This window comes from Streptomyces sp. PA03-1a, assembly GCF_033792805.1.
Classification (GTDB): Bacteria; Actinomycetota; Actinomycetes; order Streptomycetales; family Streptomycetaceae; genus Actinacidiphila.
Genome location: NZ_JARAVO010000017.1, coordinates 43815 through 62433 on the forward strand (window position 1 = coordinate 43815; position 18619 = coordinate 62433).

General features: G+C 70.9%; 17 protein-coding genes, 1 tRNA gene and 2 pseudogenes. 9 read left to right on the plus strand and 11 right to left on the minus strand.

Annotated features, from left to right (window positions below):
- The first annotated feature begins 94 nt into the window (after positions 1 to 94).
- The 4 genes and pseudogenes from PV341_RS05845 (at position 95) to PV341_RS05860 (ending at position 4884) form a co-directional block, all read left to right on the plus strand.
- Positions 95 to 613, plus strand: coding sequence for an FxLYD domain-containing protein (locus tag PV341_RS05845; protein ID WP_500322837.1), 519 nt, complete (start codon positions 95 to 97; stop codon positions 611 to 613).
- A gap of 808 nt (positions 614 to 1421) precedes the next feature.
- The gene (locus PV341_RS05850; RefSeq protein ID WP_500356921.1) at positions 1422 to 2084 is read left to right on the plus strand and encodes a site-specific integrase; all 663 of its coding nucleotides are present in this window, start codon (positions 1422 to 1424) and stop codon (positions 2082 to 2084) included.
- A gap of 90 nt (positions 2085 to 2174) precedes the next feature.
- Positions 2175 to 2461: pseudogene (locus PV341_RS05855) on the plus strand (DUF2238 domain-containing protein); the annotation flags it as partial.
- Positions 2462 to 2685: 224 nt separating this feature from the next.
- Positions 2686 to 4884 (plus strand): outer membrane protein assembly factor BamB family protein, encoded by a 2199-nt coding sequence (locus PV341_RS05860; RefSeq protein WP_500356923.1) that lies wholly within the window; start codon positions 2686 to 2688, stop codon positions 4882 to 4884.
- A gap of 308 nt (positions 4885 to 5192) precedes the next feature.
- Here the strand turns inward: PV341_RS05860 and PV341_RS05865 are convergent.
- Positions 5193 to 5265: transfer RNA gene (locus tag PV341_RS05865), tRNA-Arg, on the minus strand.
- A gap of 304 nt (positions 5266 to 5569) precedes the next feature.
- On the opposite strand from PV341_RS05865, the gene PV341_RS05870 reads away from it, so the two are divergent.
- The 4 genes from PV341_RS05870 (at position 5570) to PV341_RS05885 (ending at position 11047) form a co-directional block, all read left to right on the plus strand.
- Positions 5570 to 7237 carry a dynamin family protein gene (locus PV341_RS05870; protein ID WP_500322841.1) on the plus strand — a complete coding sequence of 556 codons (1668 nt, stop codon included), beginning with the start codon at positions 5570 to 5572 and terminating at the stop codon, positions 7235 to 7237.
- A 4-nt stretch (positions 7238 to 7241) separates the two neighbouring features.
- Positions 7242 to 8840, plus strand: coding sequence for a GTPase (locus tag PV341_RS05875; RefSeq protein ID WP_500356925.1), 1599 nt, complete (start codon positions 7242 to 7244; stop codon positions 8838 to 8840).
- Positions 8841 to 8954: 114 nt separating this feature from the next.
- Positions 8955 to 9398, plus strand: a complete 444-nt coding sequence (gene ssb, locus PV341_RS05880) for a single-stranded DNA-binding protein (protein ID WP_500322844.1) — start codon at positions 8955 to 8957, stop codon at positions 9396 to 9398.
- A gap of 233 nt (positions 9399 to 9631) precedes the next feature.
- Positions 9632 to 11047, plus strand: coding sequence for an LAETG motif-containing sortase-dependent surface protein (locus PV341_RS05885; protein ID WP_500322846.1), 1416 nt, complete (start codon positions 9632 to 9634; stop codon positions 11045 to 11047).
- Between the two features lie 191 nt (positions 11048 to 11238).
- Here the strand turns inward: PV341_RS05885 and PV341_RS05890 are convergent, their stop codons facing one another.
- Complete coding sequence (locus PV341_RS05890) at positions 11239 to 12255, minus strand: DNA-directed RNA polymerase subunit alpha (RefSeq protein WP_499511943.1); 1017 nt, start codon at positions 12253 to 12255, stop codon at positions 11239 to 11241.
- A 206-nt stretch (positions 12256 to 12461) separates the two neighbouring features.
- Here PV341_RS05890 and PV341_RS05895 point away from each other — a divergent pair, with 206 nt between their 5' ends.
- Positions 12462 to 12683 (plus strand): hypothetical protein, encoded by a 222-nt coding sequence (locus tag PV341_RS05895; RefSeq protein WP_499511942.1) that lies wholly within the window; start codon positions 12462 to 12464, stop codon positions 12681 to 12683.
- Positions 12684 to 12997: 314 nt separating this feature from the next.
- Here the strand turns inward: PV341_RS05895 and PV341_RS05900 are convergent, their stop codons facing one another.
- The 9 genes and pseudogenes from PV341_RS05900 to PV341_RS05940 all read right to left on the minus strand — a co-directional run bounded on the left by PV341_RS05900 (position 12998) and on the right by PV341_RS05940 (position 18550).
- Positions 12998 to 13798: an SDR family NAD(P)-dependent oxidoreductase gene (locus tag PV341_RS05900; protein ID WP_500356927.1), complete on the minus strand. Its 801-nt coding sequence runs from the start codon at positions 13796 to 13798 to the stop codon at positions 12998 to 13000.
- Between the two features lie 241 nt (positions 13799 to 14039).
- Complete coding sequence (locus PV341_RS05905; protein WP_500356929.1) at positions 14040 to 15305, minus strand: tyrosine-type recombinase/integrase; 1266 nt, start codon at positions 15303 to 15305, stop codon at positions 14040 to 14042.
- On the minus strand, positions 15305 to 15502 hold the full coding sequence (locus tag PV341_RS05910; protein ID WP_500322850.1) for a helix-turn-helix domain-containing protein: 198 nt from the start codon (positions 15500 to 15502) through the stop codon (positions 15305 to 15307). The genes PV341_RS05905 and PV341_RS05910 overlap by 1 nt, the downstream gene beginning before the upstream one ends.
- On the minus strand, positions 15499 to 16890 hold the full coding sequence (repSA, locus tag PV341_RS05915; protein WP_500356930.1) for a replication initiator protein RepSA: 1392 nt from the start codon (positions 16888 to 16890) through the stop codon (positions 15499 to 15501). The genes PV341_RS05910 and repSA overlap by 4 nt, the downstream gene beginning before the upstream one ends.
- Positions 16883 to 17068: a hypothetical protein gene (locus PV341_RS05920; RefSeq protein ID WP_500322852.1), complete on the minus strand. Its 186-nt coding sequence runs from the start codon at positions 17066 to 17068 to the stop codon at positions 16883 to 16885. The genes repSA and PV341_RS05920 overlap by 8 nt, the downstream gene beginning before the upstream one ends.
- A 91-nt stretch (positions 17069 to 17159) precedes the next feature.
- Positions 17160 to 17474 (minus strand): SpdD-like protein, encoded by a 315-nt coding sequence (locus tag PV341_RS05925; RefSeq protein ID WP_500322854.1) that lies wholly within the window; start codon positions 17472 to 17474, stop codon positions 17160 to 17162.
- An 11-nt stretch (positions 17475 to 17485) separates the two neighbouring features.
- Positions 17486 to 17644, minus strand: a complete 159-nt coding sequence (locus PV341_RS05930) for a hypothetical protein (protein WP_500322856.1) — start codon at positions 17642 to 17644, stop codon at positions 17486 to 17488.
- 12 nt (positions 17645 to 17656) lie between these two features.
- Positions 17657 to 17848, minus strand: coding sequence for a mobile element transfer protein (locus PV341_RS05935; protein WP_319133857.1), 192 nt, complete (start codon positions 17846 to 17848; stop codon positions 17657 to 17659).
- 21 nt (positions 17849 to 17869) lie between these two features.
- Positions 17870 to 18550, minus strand: a pseudogene (locus tag PV341_RS05940) (DUF2637 domain-containing protein).
- Positions 18551 to 18619: the final 69 nt, after the last annotated feature.

Below are 18619 nucleotides of genomic sequence, written 5' to 3' on the forward strand. Positions count from 1 at the left end.
TGGGTCACGGCAACATTACAGACAGCTTTTGTCTCTGCGCGCATGGTGAAGCTCTGTCACGGTGTCTTCACAACCGAGCCTCAGGGGGTTCACCATGTCTCAGTCGTCGCACGCATCGCCACCGGGCCACTACCCGCCGCCCCAGGAGCCGGACTGGAGCCGGCCGCCGAAGAAGACGGGGGCGGGGAAGATTATCGGTTTCGGGATCGTCGCCATCGTCATCGTCGTGGGGGGCAGCGTCGCCTTCGCCCTCAAGACCGGGGACGACAAGGGCGGTTCGGGGGGTGACTCCTCCGCGGTCAGCGCGTCCCCGGTCGAGGGCGGCGGCGGGAAGCCGGCCCCGGGTGACGCGAAGGTCACCTCGTGCGGCCTCGCCGACTTCAGCAAGTTGCCCACTGCCGAGGTGACCCTCACCAATCACAGCTCGCAGACCTCCGACTACGAGGTGCGCATCGAGTTCGTGGACGGCGGCGGACGGCGCATCGCCCAGGCCGTCGCGACCGCGACCGGCCTGACCGCGGGGGACGAGGCGCAGACGAGCGCGCAGGGGAGCGACCCGGCCTCCGGTGAGATCGACTGCAAGGTCACCGAGGTCCTGCGCAAGGCGAGTTGACCGCTGGCGCGCCCTGCCGCCGAGGGTGAGCGCGTGGCACGCTCCGCCTTCCCCTCCGGTGACCGGTGACTCCGTTTCGCCTTCCGGACCCCGCGGCATGTGACCGCGGGGTCCGTCCGGCGGGACGGCGCGCAGTGCACGCGGGCGCCCGGCCGGGACCGGTGGTGGCAGGGGACGGGTCTGCCCGCCAACCCGGCGAACGACGGTGCACCCGGGAGCGCTTCGCGCCGAGGACGTCGCCGTGCGGGCAGGAGTCGGATTCCGTGAAGGTTCCGCATACACCCCCGACACCCGCCAGGTAGCGGCGAAATGGCGGAAAAGCGTCACGTACGTGCGGTGACCCCGGGTGGGTCCCTTCATCTGACGGACCGTCCCGGTCGCCCTGGGCGGTTGCGCGGGGGCGTTCCGTGTCGGACCGCCCGCCTGGCGCCCTCTTTCCGGTGCGGAGCGTCACCGATGCCCTGATCCCGATTACCTCGCGTGGACCTGCACGTTTCGTTCATCTTCTCTCCGTTCGGCCTTCACTCTTCCGTGAGCGCAGCCCCCTCATGGGCCGCGACTGTCAGTGCCGCCTGAGGACGTCTTTCGGCCTGGGGCACAACAGCGCGAAGGGGAGGGAGGTCGGCCGCCATGGTCCGGCCACGCGTTCTGTACATGTCGGCTCATGTTGGTGGCAGGTACCTGCCACAGGCCTCATCGCCTGCGGGACCGGGGAGCCCGGAGGACCCCGGGCCCTCCTCGGAGGGCTCGTCGCGTACGGCGAGACCCGACAGGGGAGCCGGACCCGACGGCCAGGACCGCTGCGGTCGTGACGACCGCGGTGACCGGCACGACCGGCACGACCGGGCCGGGGCGCCGGTCGCCGCGGTCGGCTGGCGGCTGGTCGGCGCCAACAACCGCGAACTGGCTGGTGGCGATGCATGTCGGGGATGCGATCCTGCCGGTCGAGGACGCCGCAGATCAGTGGGGAGAACTGATCTTCCACACCGCGACCCCAGAGGTAGGGAGGCACTGGACCGACTCGGGGAAGATCCACGACGAACGACATCTCAAGGGCCGGGCGCAGGGAGACACCCGCAACGTTCCTTGCCACCCTGCGCTCACTGCGATCCTGCGTGAACACATCGCGGTCAAGGGGCTGAAGCCCAGTGACCTGCTGTTCCAGGGACAGTACGGCGGCAAGCTGGCGGGGTGGGTCTTCCGGCGCGCGTGGGGCAAAGCCCGCATGGCGGTCCTGACCAAGTACGAGCAGACGTCCCCGCTTGGCAAACGCGTCTATGACCTGCGGCATACCTGCCTCACCACCTGGCTGAACAACGGCGTGCCACCCGCACAGGTCGCCGAATGGGCAGGCAACAGCGTGCCGGTCCTCCTGGCCATCTACGCCCGGTGCATCACCGGACAGCTCAAGGACCTCCAAATGCGACTGGAAGGCGCGCAGGACCTCACAGGGCTGGACGACCAAGTGTGATCTGGCGGCGCTGTCGGCCACCCGCGCTGCCCCGACTGTCCGGCTCCGGGGCGGCGCGGGTCGACCGTGAGTGGCCGGGGTGCCCGCCGTGTGGTCCGGGAGCTGCTGATCCGCACGTCTTCGCTGCGCGGCAGCCAGTGGCTCGCGCCGCTCACCGTCTGCGCTTGCCTGGCGTTCAGCGCGTTCTTCGAACGGCTGGGGTGGTGGGCCGCACTGATCGGTGGGCACTCCGCGGACGCGTTCCTCGCCACGCGGGGGACGTCTGGGACAGCCAGTGAGACATGTTCTGCGCCCTGATCGGGGCCATGCTCTCCCCGCTGCTCAGCCGGGTGCACGACCGGCAGCTGGCGGCGCTCACACAGCGCACCGGGCGGTAGCGGGGCGCCCGGGCCGGCGCCTTGCCGAGCGGACGAGCCTAGCGTCGCGTCGCGTCGCGTCGTCCCGCGCAAAGCGCTCAAATCGACCACTCGTGCTCCGAAACTCCTTTCTGTGCAACAGAGTTGCTACAAAGCGATGCCGCCCCGCCCGTTTCTGACGACGTGTCGCGGGCCGTCGGGGATCATGATGCGTTCACAAAGGCGTGGCACCGCGGAGGTTGTTGATGCTGGCGCTAACGGCAGCAGACCCGCAGTGGGTGGGTCCGTACCGGGTCGTGGCACGACTCGGCGCAGGCGGGATGGGGATCGTCTACCTGGGGGTCTCCCGTGGCGGACGGCAGGTCGCTGTGAAGGTCCTCCGTCCCGAGTCGGCCGAGGACTGGGAATTCAGGCGTCGCTTCGCCCGCGAGGTGACCTCGGCCCGTGCGGTGAGCGGAGCCTTCACCGCTGCCGTGGTCGACGCCGACCCGGAGGGGTCTCCGCCCTGGCTCGCCACCGCCTACGTGCAGGGCGTCTCGTTGCGGGACGCCCTCGCCGAGCACGGCCCGCTGCCCGAGGCATCGGCCTATCCCATGGCCGCCGGTCTTGCGGAGGCGCTGGAATCGATACACACGGCCGGTGTGATCCATCGCGACCTCAAGCCGTCGAATGTGCTCCTTGCCGAGGACGGGCCACGGCTGATCGACTTCGGGATCTCCACGGTCAGCGGATCGAGCGTGCTGACTCAGGACGGTCAGGTCTTCGGGACGCCGGGGTTCATGTCGCCGGAGCAACTGAAGGGCGATCCGGTGGGCACACCGAGCGACGTGTTCTCCCTCGGCGCCGTGCTGGTGTTCGCGGTGACCGGCGATGGGCCGTTCGGGACGGGGTCGATGCCCCAAGTCGGCTACCGCGCCGTGTACGAGGAACCGGACCTGGATGCCGTGCCGTCCCGGCTTCGCCCCGTACTGGCCTGGTGCCTGGCGAAAGAACCCGGTGAACGCCCCTCGGTGTCGTCGCTGTTGCGCGAACTGACTGAACTCAACGGAAGCGGCCCTGAGGCCACCGAAGTGTTCACCGACATCGGCTGGCTGCCCATGGCGATCGCCCACACCGTGCAGTCCCGCGCGGCCGCCCAGTCGGTGAGCGGTGCACCGGACGGCCACGGCGCCGCTGGCCCGGACGCGCGCGAGCGAGCGCTGCCCCGAAGTGCCCCCTCGGGCATGTCCCGGCGGCGGGTCATTCTCGGGCTCGCGGGCGCCGCGGTGGCGAGCGCGGCTGTTGCCGGCTGGTCCGTGTTCAAGGAGGACAGCGGACAAGGCCACGAGCGTTGGAGGTTCGCGACCGGCGGTGCCGTGATCGGGACGCCGGCCGCGGCCAAGGGGCTGGTGTACGCCGTCAGCAAGGACAACCACCTGTACGCGGTGGACGCCGGCACCGGTCAACAGCGATGGAAGGTCACCACACGCGCGGACACGTACCCGGCCCCGACCGTGGCCGATGGAATCTTGTACCTGAGCGAGGAGGACTCGCAGGGCAGCACCAAAGCCCTGGACGCGGCCACGGGGGAGCCACTCTGGGAATCTCCCAGTATCTGGCCGCGGCCGATCGTCAGGAACGGCGTCGCGTATCTCGTCACCAGGAGCACGATCGCGGGCGGAAGGTCGCACATCACCCTGGAGGCCAAGGACGCGGCCGACGGCCGTCGGCTTTGGACATTCGAGACCGACACGCCCCGTCCTGCGGTAGCGGTCGGCCACGGCGCGGTTTTCGTAGCCGGCATGCGGAATCTCCAGGCCTTGGACGCGGCGACCGGTGAGCCGAAGTGGACGGCTGAGCCCGACATGTTCCCCGACCCGGCACTGCTTGTCGTCGGCAGGTGGGTGTTGACGCAGAGCTTGCGCGGGCTGCACGCCCTGGACGCGGCCACAGGGCGAGTGGGCTGGAAGTTCACCGGAAGCGAGATGGTGGGGCAGCCCGGCAGCAGCGGTAGCGGCAGGGTCTGTGCCTTCAGCAAGGAGACGGACGACGCCGTCGCGCTTCACGCTTTCGATGCCTCCAACGGTCGGCACGAGTGGAAGTACACCATCAATGACGACACGGGTAGCGACCTCAATCCTCCGATCGTCACCAAGGACATGGTCTACGTGTCCGCGGCGGAGGAGCACCGCGACAAGGACAGCACCTTCCGCGCCCTGGACACGCGTACCGGCCGGGAGAGATGGCTGTTCACGCACCACGACATCATGACGCTCCAGCCGGTGGTGGCCAGCGGTGTCGTCTACCTGGGCAGTGGTGACAAGCACCTGTACGCCATGGACGGCCGCACCGGACGTCAGGTGTGGAAATTCGTGACTGGGGGGCGCGTGTACCCTCCGGTCGTAGCAGACGGAGTGGCGTACGCGGGCAGCGAGGACGGGCATATCTACGCGGTGTCGCTGTAACGGCGCTCCCTGTCCTTGCGCACGGCAGATGTCGGCGGTTCGAAGCCGTCCGCGCAGCGGCGCTGGCCCGGCGGTGGCCGCGGGCTGTCAGACCGCGGCACGCCTCTCTGGCCGCCTGGCTGAACAACAGGGTGCCGCCCACACAGGACGTGTCCGCGCATTGTCCGCAGCCACCCGCAGAAACCCGGAGACAGCCGGACAGCGTCGTACCCTTCCCAAGATCTCCAAGGAGGGTCAGTGTCGACTCGGGCGCGATCACGGGGGCCCTGACCAGCAAAAAGCCCCTCCATGTGGAGGGGCGCAGTGGGTGCCCCCGGCAGGACTCGAACCTGCGGCCAAGCGCTTAGAAGGCGCCTGCTCTATCCACTGAGCTACGGGGGCCGGACGTTGGCCGCGACCGAACCCGCCCCTTGTGTCGACGGTTCCGTGACCTTGCCGGGGACAAGGATAGGGCGCGGCTGATGTGCGGCCGGTTGCTTCGCCTTCATGACACGTTGTGTAGGTTCGGTGAAGCGGTCTGATAATCGCAGGCAGGTGCGAATGTCGCACCAGTTTTGGCGCCTCAGTCGACGGCTGTTGTGCACTCGTTATGCCGGTGTCTCTTCCGGCCCTTCTGTCCCGTTCCGGTCTTCTTGCGGGCCGAAAGATGTGAACTAGGCGGAATACGCTTCAAAAACCCACCAAAATGGGGCATTCTGCCACTGTGGCGATCTTGGATGTACGGCCCGAACTCCTCGACGCGCTGTCGGCGCTGCGCGACCGCGTCGCGGACGCGCGCTTTCCCCTCCCCCTTCCCGGAGCCGAGCGGGCCCGCCGCACACGTCAAGAGCTGCTGGCGCAGCTCGACGACTATCTGGTGCCCCGGCTGAAGGCGCCCGAAGCGCCGCTGCTGGCCGTGGTGGGCGGTTCGACGGGAGCGGGGAAGTCCACGCTCGTGAACTCGCTGATCGGGCGGCGGGTGAGTGACGCGGGCGTGCTGCGCCCCACGACGCGCACACCGGTGCTGGTGTGCCACCCCCAGGACCGCGCGTGGTTCGCCGATCCGCGGGTGCTGCCGGGCCTGGCCCGGGCCTGGGCACCGCGACCCAGGACCGCGGCCGACGCCGACGGGGAGGAGAGGCCGGACGGGAACGACGAGGAGCGCGAGGCGGAGGAGACCAGGCTGTGGCTGCGCCTGGAGACCGACGACACGCTGCCGCGCGGGCTCGCCCTGCTGGACGCGCCCGACATCGACTCCCTCGTCTCCCGCAACCGCGAGCTCGCCGCCGAACTGCTCTGCGCGGCCGACATCTGGATCCTGGTGACCACCGCGTCGCGCTACGCCGACGCCGTGCCGTGGCACCTGCTGCGTACGGCCAAGGAGTACGACGTCACCCTGGCCACCGTCCTGGACCGGGTGCCGCACCAGATCGCCGAGGACGTCTCGCAGCACTACGCGGCCCTGCTGACCCGGGCCGGGCTCGGGGACGTGCCGCGGTTCACCGTCCCGGAACTGCCCGAGTCCGCGGGGGCCGGCGGGCTGCTGCCGCACACGGCGGTGGCGGCGCTCGGCAGCTGGCTCGCGCACTGCGCCGAGGACCCGGCCGCGCGGCACCAGGCGGCACGGCGCACCGTGACCGGGGTGCTGGGCTCGCTCGGCAACCGGCTCCCGGAACTGGCCGGCGCCTCGGCCGCGCAGCACGCCGCCGCGGTACGTCTGACCCGCCACGTGGACAACGCCTACGACGAGGCCGAGTCGCGCGTGCAGGAGGCCGTCGGCGCCGGGGCGCTGCTCGCCGGGGACGCCCTGGCCAGCTGGCGCGGCTACCCCGACTGCGGCCCCGCGGCCCTGCTGTGCGCCCTCGCCGAGAGCCTGGCGGTCCAGCTGCGGACCGAGGTCGCGGCGGCGGACGAGCGGACCCTCGACGCCTGGCGCGGCGACCGTGCGGGCGCCGTCCTGACGGAGGACGCCGACCCGGAGGCGGCCGCCGACGACGCCGCCGAGCGGATTGAGGACGCCGTCGACACCTGGGGGTTCACGGTGAACCGCCTCGCGCACCAGTCGGTGCGCGGCAGTGCGGAGGGCGTCGACCCGCAGCACGCGGCGGCACTGATCGCGGTCGCCGTGCTCGGCGGCCGCAAGGGCACGGTCGCGGGCGAGCAGCTCGCCTCCCTCGTCGGCGCGCAGGCGGCGCTGCGGGCGGGCGACCGGGCGCGCGAGGAGCTGGACCGGCTCGTCGGCGAGGTGCTCGACGCGGAGCGGGAACTGCGGGTGCTCCCGGTGGACGCGCTGGATGTGACGGCGGCCCAGCAGGCGTCGCTGATCGCGGAGCTTTCGGTCGTGCAGAAGTCGTACGGACTCCAGGAGAGGTGATCAGGTGCTCACAGAGCGGGTGGACGCCCTGTCGGAACTGCTCGGGCTGTCGCGCACCCGCGTGAGCCACGAGGCGCTCGACGGGGCCGGGGAACTGCTGGAACGGGTCGGCGACCGGCGCCGGCTCTCCGCGGACCACACGGTGGTGGCGCTGGCGGGGGCGACGGGCAGCGGGAAGTCGTCCCTGTTCAACGCGCTGACCGGTCTGGAACTGTCGCGGATCGGCGTCCGCCGGCCCACCACCTCGGCGCCGGTCGCCTGTGCCTGGGACCCCCGGGGCGCCTCCGGGCTGCTGGACCGGCTCGGCATCGGGCCCAAGGCGCGGTTCGCCCGGCACAGCGTCCTGGACGAGGGGGCGGAACGGACGGACGACGGGCCCGTCGGCCTGGTCCTGCTCGACCTGCCGGACCACGACTCGGCGGCGACCGCCCACCGCGACCAGGTGGACCGGGTGCTGAAGCTCGTCGACGTGATCGTGTGGGTGCTCGACCCGGAGAAGTACGCGGACGCGGCGCTGCACGAGCGCTACCTGCGGCCGCTGGCCGGGCACGCCGACGTGACCGTCGTCGTCCTCAACCAGATCGACCGGCTCCCGGAGGAGGCCGTCGAGCAGGTCCTGGACGACCTGCGGCGGCTGCTCGACGACGACGGGCTCGCCGTCGGCGAGCACGGCGAGGACGGCGCCATGGTGCTGGCCACCTCGGCGCTGAACGGTGACGGCGTGCCGGAGCTGCGGGCGGCCATCGGCCAGGTCGTGGCGGAGCGCGCGGCCGCGAGTCGGCGGCTGTCCGCGGACGTGGACGGGCTCGCCGAGCGGCTGCGCCCGCTGTACGTCGCCGAGGGGATGACGGGGCTCACCGACCGGTCCCGCGAGGACTTCACGGCGAGCCTCGCCCACGCCGTGGGCGCCGCGGCGGCGGGCCGGGCGGCGGAGCGCGCCTGGGCCAGGGCCGCCGAGGAGGCGTGCGGCACCCCCTGGCGGCGGCTGCGCCGCGGACGCGGCGCCGGTCTGCGCGACGGCATCCTCGACGGCCGCCGTCCGGCGCTGTCGGCGTCCCGCGCGTCGGTCGACGAGGCGGTGCGCGCGGTCGCGGCGGAGGCCGTCGAGGGGTTGCCCGCTCCCTGGGCGCAGGCGGTACGGGAAGCCGCGCGCCGCGGTGGCCGCACGCTCCCGGAGGCGCTGGACGCGACGGTGGAGCGGGTGGCGCCGGACGAGCCGCTGCGTCCCCGGTGGTGGACGGTGGTCGGTACGGCGCAGTGGCTGCTGGCGCTGCTCGCGACGGTGGCGCTGGCGTCGGGGGTCGTGACGGCGGCGGGCGCGTTGCGGCTGCCGTGGTGGCTGCCGCCCGCGCTGCTGGCCGTGGGCGCGTTGGGCGGTCCGCTGCTCACCCGGGTGAGCCGGTTCGCGGCCCGCGGCCCGGCCCGGCGGCACGGCCAGGCCGCGGAGCGGCGGATGGCCGACGCGGCGGCCGACTGCGGACGGGCGCGGGTGCTGGAGCCGCTGGCGGCGGAATTGCTGCGTTACCGGGAAGTGCGGGAGCAGTACGGGGTGCTCTCGGGAAACCACTTCCGGGTGACGGAGTTGTCCACAACAGGCCAGTAATCCACAGGTTGAATCCCATTTCTCCACGGGGGGCGCGGCGGGCGCACCATGGAGCCATCGCGGGGCCGGCGGCAGGGGGCCGCCGGCCGGCGACGGCAACGGGGAGCATCGGCAATGAACGAGACACTGGTCACCGTCGTGGGGAATGTCGCGACCAGGCCGGAATTCCGGAAGACGCCCACGGGCGTGCCGGTCGCCAGGTTCCGGCTGGCGACGACCGCGCGCCGCTGGGACCGGGAGCGCGGCGGCTGGTCCGACGGGCACACCAGCTTCTACACGGTGTGGGCCTGGCGGCAGCTGGGGGAGAACGTGGTGGCGTCGGTCGGGGTCGGCGAACCGCTGCTCGTCCAGGGACGCCTGAGAGTGCGTGAGGAGGAGCGCGACGGCCAGCGCTGGATCTCCGCCGACGTCGACGCGATCGCCTGCGGCCACGATCTGACGCGCGGCACCTCGGCGTTCCGGCGGGCGTCCGTGGGCCGCCCGGAACTGATGGTTCCGAATTCCGCCGCGGGCGCTGGGGAGCCACTCGCCGATCCACTGGCCGCCCTGTCCGGATAAGCCGGACAGCTGCACATTCGCCCCGCGGTAAAACGTCGATGATTTATCGACAATTTCACGTCTATGCCTACGCACGGGTAACGATTGCGATTCGAATTCCCGGGCGGCCGTGAATCCTGGTGGCTTTGGTGCGGTTGGTTCCTAGGATTCTGCGGAACCCCGGCTTTCCGCGGGGATCCACAGCTGTCGGCGAGGCGTGCCCCCACGACCAGCCTCGCCCGGAGGGGAAATCCATGTTCACTGTACGGAGGCGGGGAGCTGCCCGTCTTGCCGTAGCGATGGTGGCCTCAGGCCTCCTCGCCGCGGGTTCCATAGCCGTTGCCGGGTCCGCCATCGCGGACGACGCGACCCCCACCGCGCCCGGTGCGACGGCGACGCTCGGCGGCCTGAAGACTGCCGACAGGGCCGTCATCACGGAGAAGGGCAACAAGGAGGAGGTCGGCGCCGGCCTCTTCGAGATGTCCGTCGATGGCGGTGGCACGATCCAGACGTACTGCATCGACATCAAGAACCCCACGCAGAGCAGCGCGAAGTACAAGGAAGTCTCCTGGGACCAGTCGAGCCTGCACAACAACGTTGACGCGGGGAAGATCAACTGGATCCTGCAGAACTCGTACCCCCAGATCGACGACCTCGCCGCTCTGCAGAAGAAGGCCGGCATCAAGAAGGGCGCCCTGACTCCGGGGCTTGCCGCCGCCGGTACCCAGGTGGCCATCTGGCGCTTCTCCGACAAGGCCAATGTGACCGCGGTCAACCCGCTCGCCGAGCAACTCGCGGACTGGCTGCAGAAGAGCGCCAAGAACCTCGAGGAGCCCGCGGCGTCGCTGACCCTCGACCCGCCGGCGGTCTCCGGCAAGGCCGGTGACCTGCTCGGTCCGATCAAGGTCCACACCAACGCCTCCACCGTCCAGGTGAGCCCCGCGCCCAGCAACCCCTCCGGCGTCAAGGTCACCGACAAGAACGGCACCGCGGTCACCTCCGCCAAGGACGGCGACGAGGTCTACTTCGACGTCGAGGCCGGCACCCCCGACGGCACGACCTCGCTGACCGCCACCGCGAACACCAAGCTCCCGGTCGGCCGCGCGTTCACGGGCGTCAACAGCACCACGCAGGTCCAGATCCTCGCCGGCTCCAGCGACAGCTCCGTCTCCGCGACGACCACCGGCACCTGGGCCGCCAAGGGGCCGATCCCGGCGGTCTCCGCCGAGGTCAACTGCGCCAAGAACGGCCTGGACGTGACGGCCGCCAACGAGGGTGACAAGCCGTTCACCTTCACGCTGGCCGACAAGGAGTACACGGTCGAGGCCGGAAAGTCCGAGACCATCACCGTGCCGGTGGCCGAGGACCAGCACTACAAGGTCACCATCACCGGCCCCGAGGGCTTCGAGAAGACCTTCGAGGGCGTCCTCGACTGCGAGACCGCCGGCAACGGCGGCGACACTCCGTCCTCCTCGCCCAGCCCGGCCTCGGCCGGCGGCTCCTCCGAGGGCACCGGTGACACCGGCTCCACCACCGGCGGCGACCTCGCCGAGACCGGTTCGAGCAGCGCCACCCCGGTGATCGCCGGCATCGCGATCGTCCTGGTCGTCCTCGGTGGCGGCGCGGTCTTCTTCCTGCGCAAGAAGAAGGCGGCCCCGTCCGCCGAGTGAGCTGACACCACTGGCCGCTCCTGAGCGAAGGGGGCGGAGGTCGAGAGACCTCCGCCCCCTTCGCCGTTCCGCGGCACGCACGGACGCCCGCAACAGGTCTGCGGGTCCGCCCCTACCGCGGACAGCGGCTTGGCGGCGCCACGACGTTCCCCTCGGGGTGATCTCCGAGGGGAACGCCACATGGCACGGGCTCAGTACTGTTCGGTTTCCACGAAACCGGCGTCCGCGCCGTCGTCCGCGCCGAAGGCGGCGGCGGTCGGGTCGAATCCGGGCGGGCTGTCCTTCAGGGCCAGGCCCAGGCCGGCCAGCTTCGCCTTGACCTCGTCGATCGACTTCGCACCGAAGTTGCGGATGTCGAGCAGGTCGGCCTCGGAGCGTGCCAGCAGCTCACCCACCGAGTGAACGCCCTCACGCTTGAGGCAGTTGTAGGAACGGACGGTGAGCTCGAGCTCCTCGATCGGCAGCGCCATGTCGGCGGCGAGCGCGGCGTCCGTGGGGGACGGGCCCATGTCGATGCCCTCGGCGTCGACGTTGAGCTCGCGGGCGAGCCCGAACAGCTCGACCAGGGTCTTGCCGGCCGAGGCCATCGCGTCGCGGGGACGCATGGCCTGCTTGGTCTCGACGTCGACGATCAGCTTGTCGAAGTCGGTGCGCTGCTCGACACGGGTCGCCTCGACCTTGTAGGTGACCTTGAGCACCGGGCTGTAGATGGAGTCGACCGGGATGCGGCCGATCTCCTGGCCCTGCTGCTTGTTCTGGACGGCCGAGACGTAGCCGCGACCGCGCTCGACGGTCAGCTCCACCTCCAGCTTGCCCTTGCCGTTCAGCGTGGCCAGGACGAGGTCGGGGTTGTGCACCTCGACACCGGCCGGGGGCGCGATGTCGGCGGCGGTGACGACGCCGGGGCCCTGCTTGCGCAGGTACATCACGACGGGCTCGTCGTGCTCCGAGGAGACGACGAGCTGCTTGATGTTGAGGATGAGGTCGGTGACGTCCTCCTTGACGCCCGGCACGGTGGTGAACTCGTGCAGGACGCCGTCGACCCGGATCGAGGTGACGGCGGCGCCGGGGATCGACGACAGGAGGGTGCGGCGGAGCGAGTTGCCGAGGGTGTAGCCGAAGCCCGGCTCCAGCGGTTCGATCACGAACCGGGAACGGAACTCGTCGACGACCTCTTCGGTCAGTGAGGGACGCTGAGCAATCAGCACGGGGTATTGCCTCCAGTGTTTGGCGCCCGCTATGTGACGCCGTAGACACCATGAAGGGTACGGGTGGGACGGCCCCCCGCGTGGCTGACCCGCCCGTCCGCCGGCCGGCCGGCGGCCCGGAGCCTGCCGGAGCGAGTACAACGATCAGCTATCCGTGCCCCCGAGAGTCAGCCACCGAGGCATTTCGTGGGTGCATACTGGGGGCAATGACTAAGCCTGCTGCACCGAAGCGTCATTTGCCCACCAGCCCCTTCAAGGCCCCGGTCGCGCCCGCTCCCAAGCACTTCGCGGTGGGCGACCAGGTCACGCACGACATCCACGGTCTCGGGCGGGTAGTCGACGTCGACGAGGGAACCGCGGTCGTCGTGGATTTCGGCTCGGCGCAAATGCGGATCTTGAGCCCGTACAGCAAGATGACCAAGCTGTAGGACCGCTGTGCCGGGTCACGGCACGCCAGGGCCCTTCAGGGGGTCCTGTTACGAAAGGGAAACCTCTCATCGATGTGACGTCGCTGTTCTCCGCCCCGGAAGGGCAACCCCGCGGTACCACCGCAGCGTCGCCGTCTCCGACGACGAACCCCTTCCAGGCCCCGGACTTCGGGGAGGACGAGACCTTCGTTCCCGAGGACGTACAGGAGCCCGCCTCGGGCATGCGCGCCCCGCGGCCCAAGCGCACGTAGCCCCCACGGGTGCCGGCGGTTCCGCCGGCACGCAGAGGGACCACCACGGAACCAGGCCCGTACTCAGCCGCTGACGGATCCGCAGCTGAGGTTGACCACGGTCCCCGTGATGGCGCCCGCCCGGTCGGACGCCATGAAAGCTGCCGTCTCCGCCACTTCGGCCAGTTTCGGCAGCCGGCGCAGCGCGGTGCCGCGTTCCATGTAGGCCTTCACCGTGGGGCTGTCCTCGGGATCGGGCTCGGCGTCGTCGATCATGCCCCAGGACACCCAGGCTTCCGGGATGCCGTCCGGGCGCAGGCAGACGACGCGTACGCCGCGCGGTCCGACCTCACCGGCCAGGTGCCGGGAGAGCAGTTCCACGGCGCCGCAGGCGACGCCGAAGCCCCCGGTCGCATGGAAGCCCTGGTCCCGGCCGGAGAGGTGCGCTGCCGCCGTGGAGAAGGTCACGATCACCCCCGAGCCCTGTTCGGCCATGTACCGGGCCGCGGTCGTCGCGGTGACGAAGTTGGCGGTGGCCGCGGTGGTGATCGGCGTCAGGAAGTCGTCCACGGACATACCGGTCAGCGGCGTGCCCTGCAGGTCACCGCGGATGCTGACCGCGTTCACGGAGACGTCGAGCCGGCCCGTCGTCCGGACCACCTCGGCGGCGTGCCGCTCGACCGCCTCCCGGTCGAGCGCGTCGACCTGGGCGACGTCGGCCCGGCCGCCGGCGGACTCGATCTCCCCGGCCAGCTCCTCCAGCCCGGCGAGCCTGCGACCGGTGAGGAAGACCCGTGCCCCCTCCCGGCCGAAGGTTCGGGCCACGGTCCGCCCGACCGCACCGCCCGCGCCGTAGACGACCGCGGTCTTGTTCTCCAGCAGCATGTCCGGTCCCCCTGATCAGAATCAGTGTCGATCGTGCGGGCACCCTAGACGCCGGTACCGACAGACGGACTCCCGTGTGCCGTTCCGGCGCGCCTGCGGAGCCGGCCGGAAGCGTGAGGGACATCGCCCGGGTACTCGTTTCCGCCCGGGGGTGGACGGCTGGCAAGATGGGGTGTTACTTGCCGGGGGAGGGCGCGAAAAGGCCCCTCACCAGCAGGTTTCCCGCCGATGAGGGGCCGTGTCAGGCAGCCTGGGCCGTCCCTGGGCCGTCGTCGGTCCTGCCGGCGGCCCGGTACATCGCGCTGATCGCCTTGCGGGTGCGCTCCTCGCTGCTCGGCATCAGGTGCGTGTAGACCCGCAGCGTGAACCCGGGATCCGAGTGCCCGAGGTAGAGACTCAGGGCCTTGATGTTCTCCCCGGCGTCCAGGAGCACCGACGCGTAGAAGTGCCTCAGAGCATGCATGCCGTGCTCACGAGCCGCGGGGTACCGCCGGCCGCGCTCGGGAGCGGCGATGATCCCGGCAGCTACGAGGGCGGGCTTCCAGACCTGATCATTGAAGCCATTGCTCCAGAGCGCTCTGCCGGCCGGGCCGGTGAACACGAGCCGTTTGGTGATTTTCGGGCCGTCCGGCGTCAGCCACGGCAAGGTGACCTCGACCGGCGGGAAGCCTTCCAAATGCTCGGCCAGGGCTCCCGCGACCTCAGGGTCCAGCGGCACATCCCGCAGCTTGCCACGCTTCGGAGGGGCGAAGACCAGCGTGCCCCGAACCTTCTTCACCTGCTGACGGACGGAGAGCCACCCGGTCAGAAAGCTGACGTCCTCAACAGCGACACCAAAGATCTCGCCCTGGCGCAGCCCGCAACCGCCGCCAAGGTCGGCCATCGCTTGATACCGCTCCGGTAGCCCTGCTCGTACACCGAAGACCTGCTCGACGCTCCAGGGCCGCACCCGGGACGGCGACGGCTGCGGCGCCTTGACCGACTGGACGCGGCAAGGGTTCTTGGCCAGCAGTCCGTCATCCACGGCCGCATTGAGGACCGAGGAGACGGCATCGAAGATCAGCCGCCTGTACGAAGCCACAGGCAACGAGCCTTCCAGCTGCTTCAGCCAGTCGCGGACGTGCTCCGGCTGGAACGAGCCGATGGGTCGCGGGCCCAGGTGCGGGAAGGCATGAAGCCGAAGCCGTCCCTCCACGGCCGCACGACTCACGAGGTCGGTCGTGAGCGCGTCCAGCCATCGTTCCCCGTACTGGCGGAAGGTGACTCGCCCCGCTTGGGGGTCGATGTACTGCCCGCGGGCCATGTCCGCTTCGATCTGGGCGAGCCACTGTTCGGCCTTGCGCTTCTGCTTGTCCGGGAAGGACTTGCTCTTCTCCGTGCCGTCCGGGCCGACGTAGCGGGCCCGATAGCGCAGTCCGTTGCCGTAGCGGTCAGTCTTAAGGCGCAGAGGCCTGCCGTTGGGCCCAGGCTCGGTCTTGTACCAGCGGTCTTGAATGTGTCCGGCCACTAGGCAGCCACCTCGTTGAGGCCGTCGACCCACTGGCGGAGCCGGGCGGGGTCGTACCGAAGGTGCTTGCCGACACGGAAGGCCGGCGGACCGGTGCGCTTGCGCCGCCACTGGTACAGCGTCTCGACCGGGACCCCGAGCAGGTCGGCGACGTCGGCCGGGGTGAGGTACCGCTCAGGAAGCGGGTGTGTGGTCATGCTGCGGCTCCTTCCAGGGCGAGGTGGTCTCGTAGGGCTTCGCGGGCGGTTTCGCGGTTGAGCTGGAGGTCCCGGGCGATGGTGGCGGCGAGGATGGATTCGCCGGGGGTGTGGCCGTGGCCGGCGTATTGCCAGTCGGCCAGGACCAGGACGGTGTCCGGCTCGACGGGCTCTAGGCCGAGGTCCGCGTGTTCTTGGGCGGCGCGGTAGTCGGCGCGTTCCTGGCGTAGGGCGCCGAGGGTGGTGGAGTAGCGGCGGGATTTGGTGGAGAAGTGGCCGCGGAAGCCGAGCATGTGTGCCCAGGCCCACAGCCGCCGGTCGGGGTAGAGGTCGTCCAGGTCGCGGCAGGCTTGGATGAGGCGGCGGGCGTGGTCGGGCACCTGGTGGCGGTCGAGTTCGGCGAGTTCGCCGATACGGCGGTCGAGGGTGCCGGTATTCTCGGCAGCTTTGGTGGCGTACTTGGCGACGTAGGACGCGACGGCCTGCTCGGTGATGTCCGAACCGTCCCCGAACGCCCTCACTGGCCGGACGTCGAGCTGGGCACCCCAGCGGAACGCCCGGACCGGTTGGTCCCCGGCGGCCGGGACGGTGATCGAGGTGTAGGAGTGGCGTGCGGCAGCCCGAACCGCGTCCTCGAGTAACCCGGTGGTGGCCCAGGACGGGGGCGCGGTGTCGGGACCTTCGGGGCCGTCGAGGCGGATGACGGCATGGAAGTGGACGGCGCCGCGCTTTTGGAACTCGGCGACCTTGCCGAAGGAGACCCGCAGGACCTCTGCCACGGCCCGTTGGGAAAGGCCAGCGCGGGCGGCGATCTCGCGGCGGAGCCGGTTGGTGAAGCGCTGCCACAGCTGCCCGGCGTGGTTGTTGAACAGCACCGCCCCGGCATAGTCGTACCTGGCGGGGTTGAGCGCGGTCCCCAGCGCCGGGTCGTCGGCGACATGTCGGGTGCCGCAGCGGCAACGGCCGGTGTCGGGCCGGTTGTGGACGCGCCCGAACGAGGGGGCGGTGAAGGTGGCGAAGACCCTGGGGTGATCCCGCACCGTGGCGGGGATATCGCGGCGCTGGTCTCCGGCCAGGCCGGCGCGGATGAGGTGGTACGTGTCGCCTGCGTAGGTCCAGGCACACGCCGGGCAGCGCGAGGCCCGCCGGTTGCCGCAGGCGATACGCAGGCGACCGCCGGGCTCTGACTCGGTCGAGTAGTGGTGCAGGGTCTCGCCGGTCGTGCGATCTTTGGTGAGGGTCCAGCCGGTCAGGTGGATGGGGTCGGAGCAGCCGCCAGTGCGGCGGATCTGGTCTTCCCAGCGGTGAAAGCCCGGAGACCCGGCCACCCGCAGAAGATCGCCGAGGGTGGTCGGGTCCAGGCCCGCGACGGTCGCGGAGTCAGGCACGGGCGCTCTCCCGCGACCGGGCCGGGTGGAGGGTGCCGACACCACGGCAGGCCGGGCAGTGGACTGTGAGGGTGCGCAGGTGGCCGTGCCGGTCACGTCCGCCGAGGGTGATGGCGGCGGAGGCGAAGCCGTCACAGGCCGGGCAGATCCGCGCCGGGGGTGGTGTCGGGTGGGCCATGATGGGGGTTCCTTCCGGATCTCTGGTTCGGGCAGGGGTACGGCTCCCGGGGCGGGCGACACTTGGCGGTTGAGACCGCCCCGGGGGCCGGTCAGCGGTGGTGCTGGCCGTTGAGCATCGAGCGCAGGACGACGGCGCAGACGGCGACCGAGGCGGCGGTGACGGCGACCGCCAGGAGCAGCGAGACCAGGACCGTGCCGACGACCAGGACCACGGCGGTGGCGCCGCCGACGAGCGCGATCAGGGCGCCCGGGGTGAGCTGCACGACGGGCCGGGACGACACCGGAGCCACGGGGGCAGGCGCGGGGGCCGGGGTGTGCTGGATGACGCCGGCGGTGGGCTCGGTGGGCAGCGGCATCACGGCACCGGTCGGGGTGGGGTTGGTGGGGATCTTCGGCCGGAGCATGAGCGGTCTCCCTACTTCTTGATGAGGGTGTCGATGACGGGGGCGAGCAGGCTGTCGGCGATGAGGTAGCCGCCCAGGAGCAGCACCAGGACCAGCCAGAGCGGCGGGCGGATGAGCTTGCAGCCGAGGTAGCCGACGACGATCAGGGCGAACCAGAGCGGGACGTCCACGGTCGATGCCTCCTATCGGGCCGTGCAGCGGTGGGTGCGGGCGGCCAGCTGGGCGGCGGATTGGCTGGAGTAGTCGGCGGACCAGCCGCAGCGGTCGTTGGTGCACACCGCGGCGTGCTTGGTGGTGCCGTGCCGGTCGCGGTGGGTGCCGATCTGGACGGGGCCGATCCGCATCACGGAGTGGAAGAAGTCGCGGGCAGGCATGACGGTGGTTCTCCTCTCGGGTCAGGTGAGTTGGGCGGCGATCGCGTCAGCCAGCTGGACAGGAACGCCGAGCCGGACGCGCAGGGTGTCGGTGTCGATCGGGGCCCCGGTGCGGGCCTGGTGGTCGTCGGCGACCTTCCGCGCGTGGGCGACGAGCGCGGCCGGAACCGTCGGGGTGGCCGGCGGCGGAGCGGGCCGCGAGGCAGGCAGGGCCGGTACGGGCTCGGCCACCTCGACTGCCTCCGGCTCTGGCTCCAGGGCGGAGGCGCGTTCGACGCTGGTCGTCTCGGTCGCGTCGACAGCCGGGGCTTCCTAGCATTCGGGGGCGGGACTTGGGGAGTGCATGAGGAGGGTGCCGCCGAGGAAGGCCAGTGTGGGCCAGCCCGCCACGAGGATGCTGAGCCAGTCGGGCACGTGATCCAGGTCGAGGAGTCCAGCGGTGGCGATGTTGGCGCCGAGGGAGGCGGTCAGGGCGATGGCGAACCAGAACCACGCGGCCCGGACCGGCTCCCCACTAGGACGAAGGGCGCGTAGCCTGCGCCAGGCGGCGACCAGGAGCAGGTCTACGGAGATGGGGTATGCCCAGGCTTTCCAGCCGTCTTGTCCGGCCGCGGCGGCGAGGTCGTGCAGGTGGGCGAAGGACAGGGCACCGGCGATCACGGCCTGTACGAGGACGGCGTCCACGCGGGGCTTGCGGGGCATCGTCGGTCTCCTTCCTGGTATGCGGCATGGGCGGGGTAGGGACGTGGCGCGAGGCGGTCGCGCCGGCCG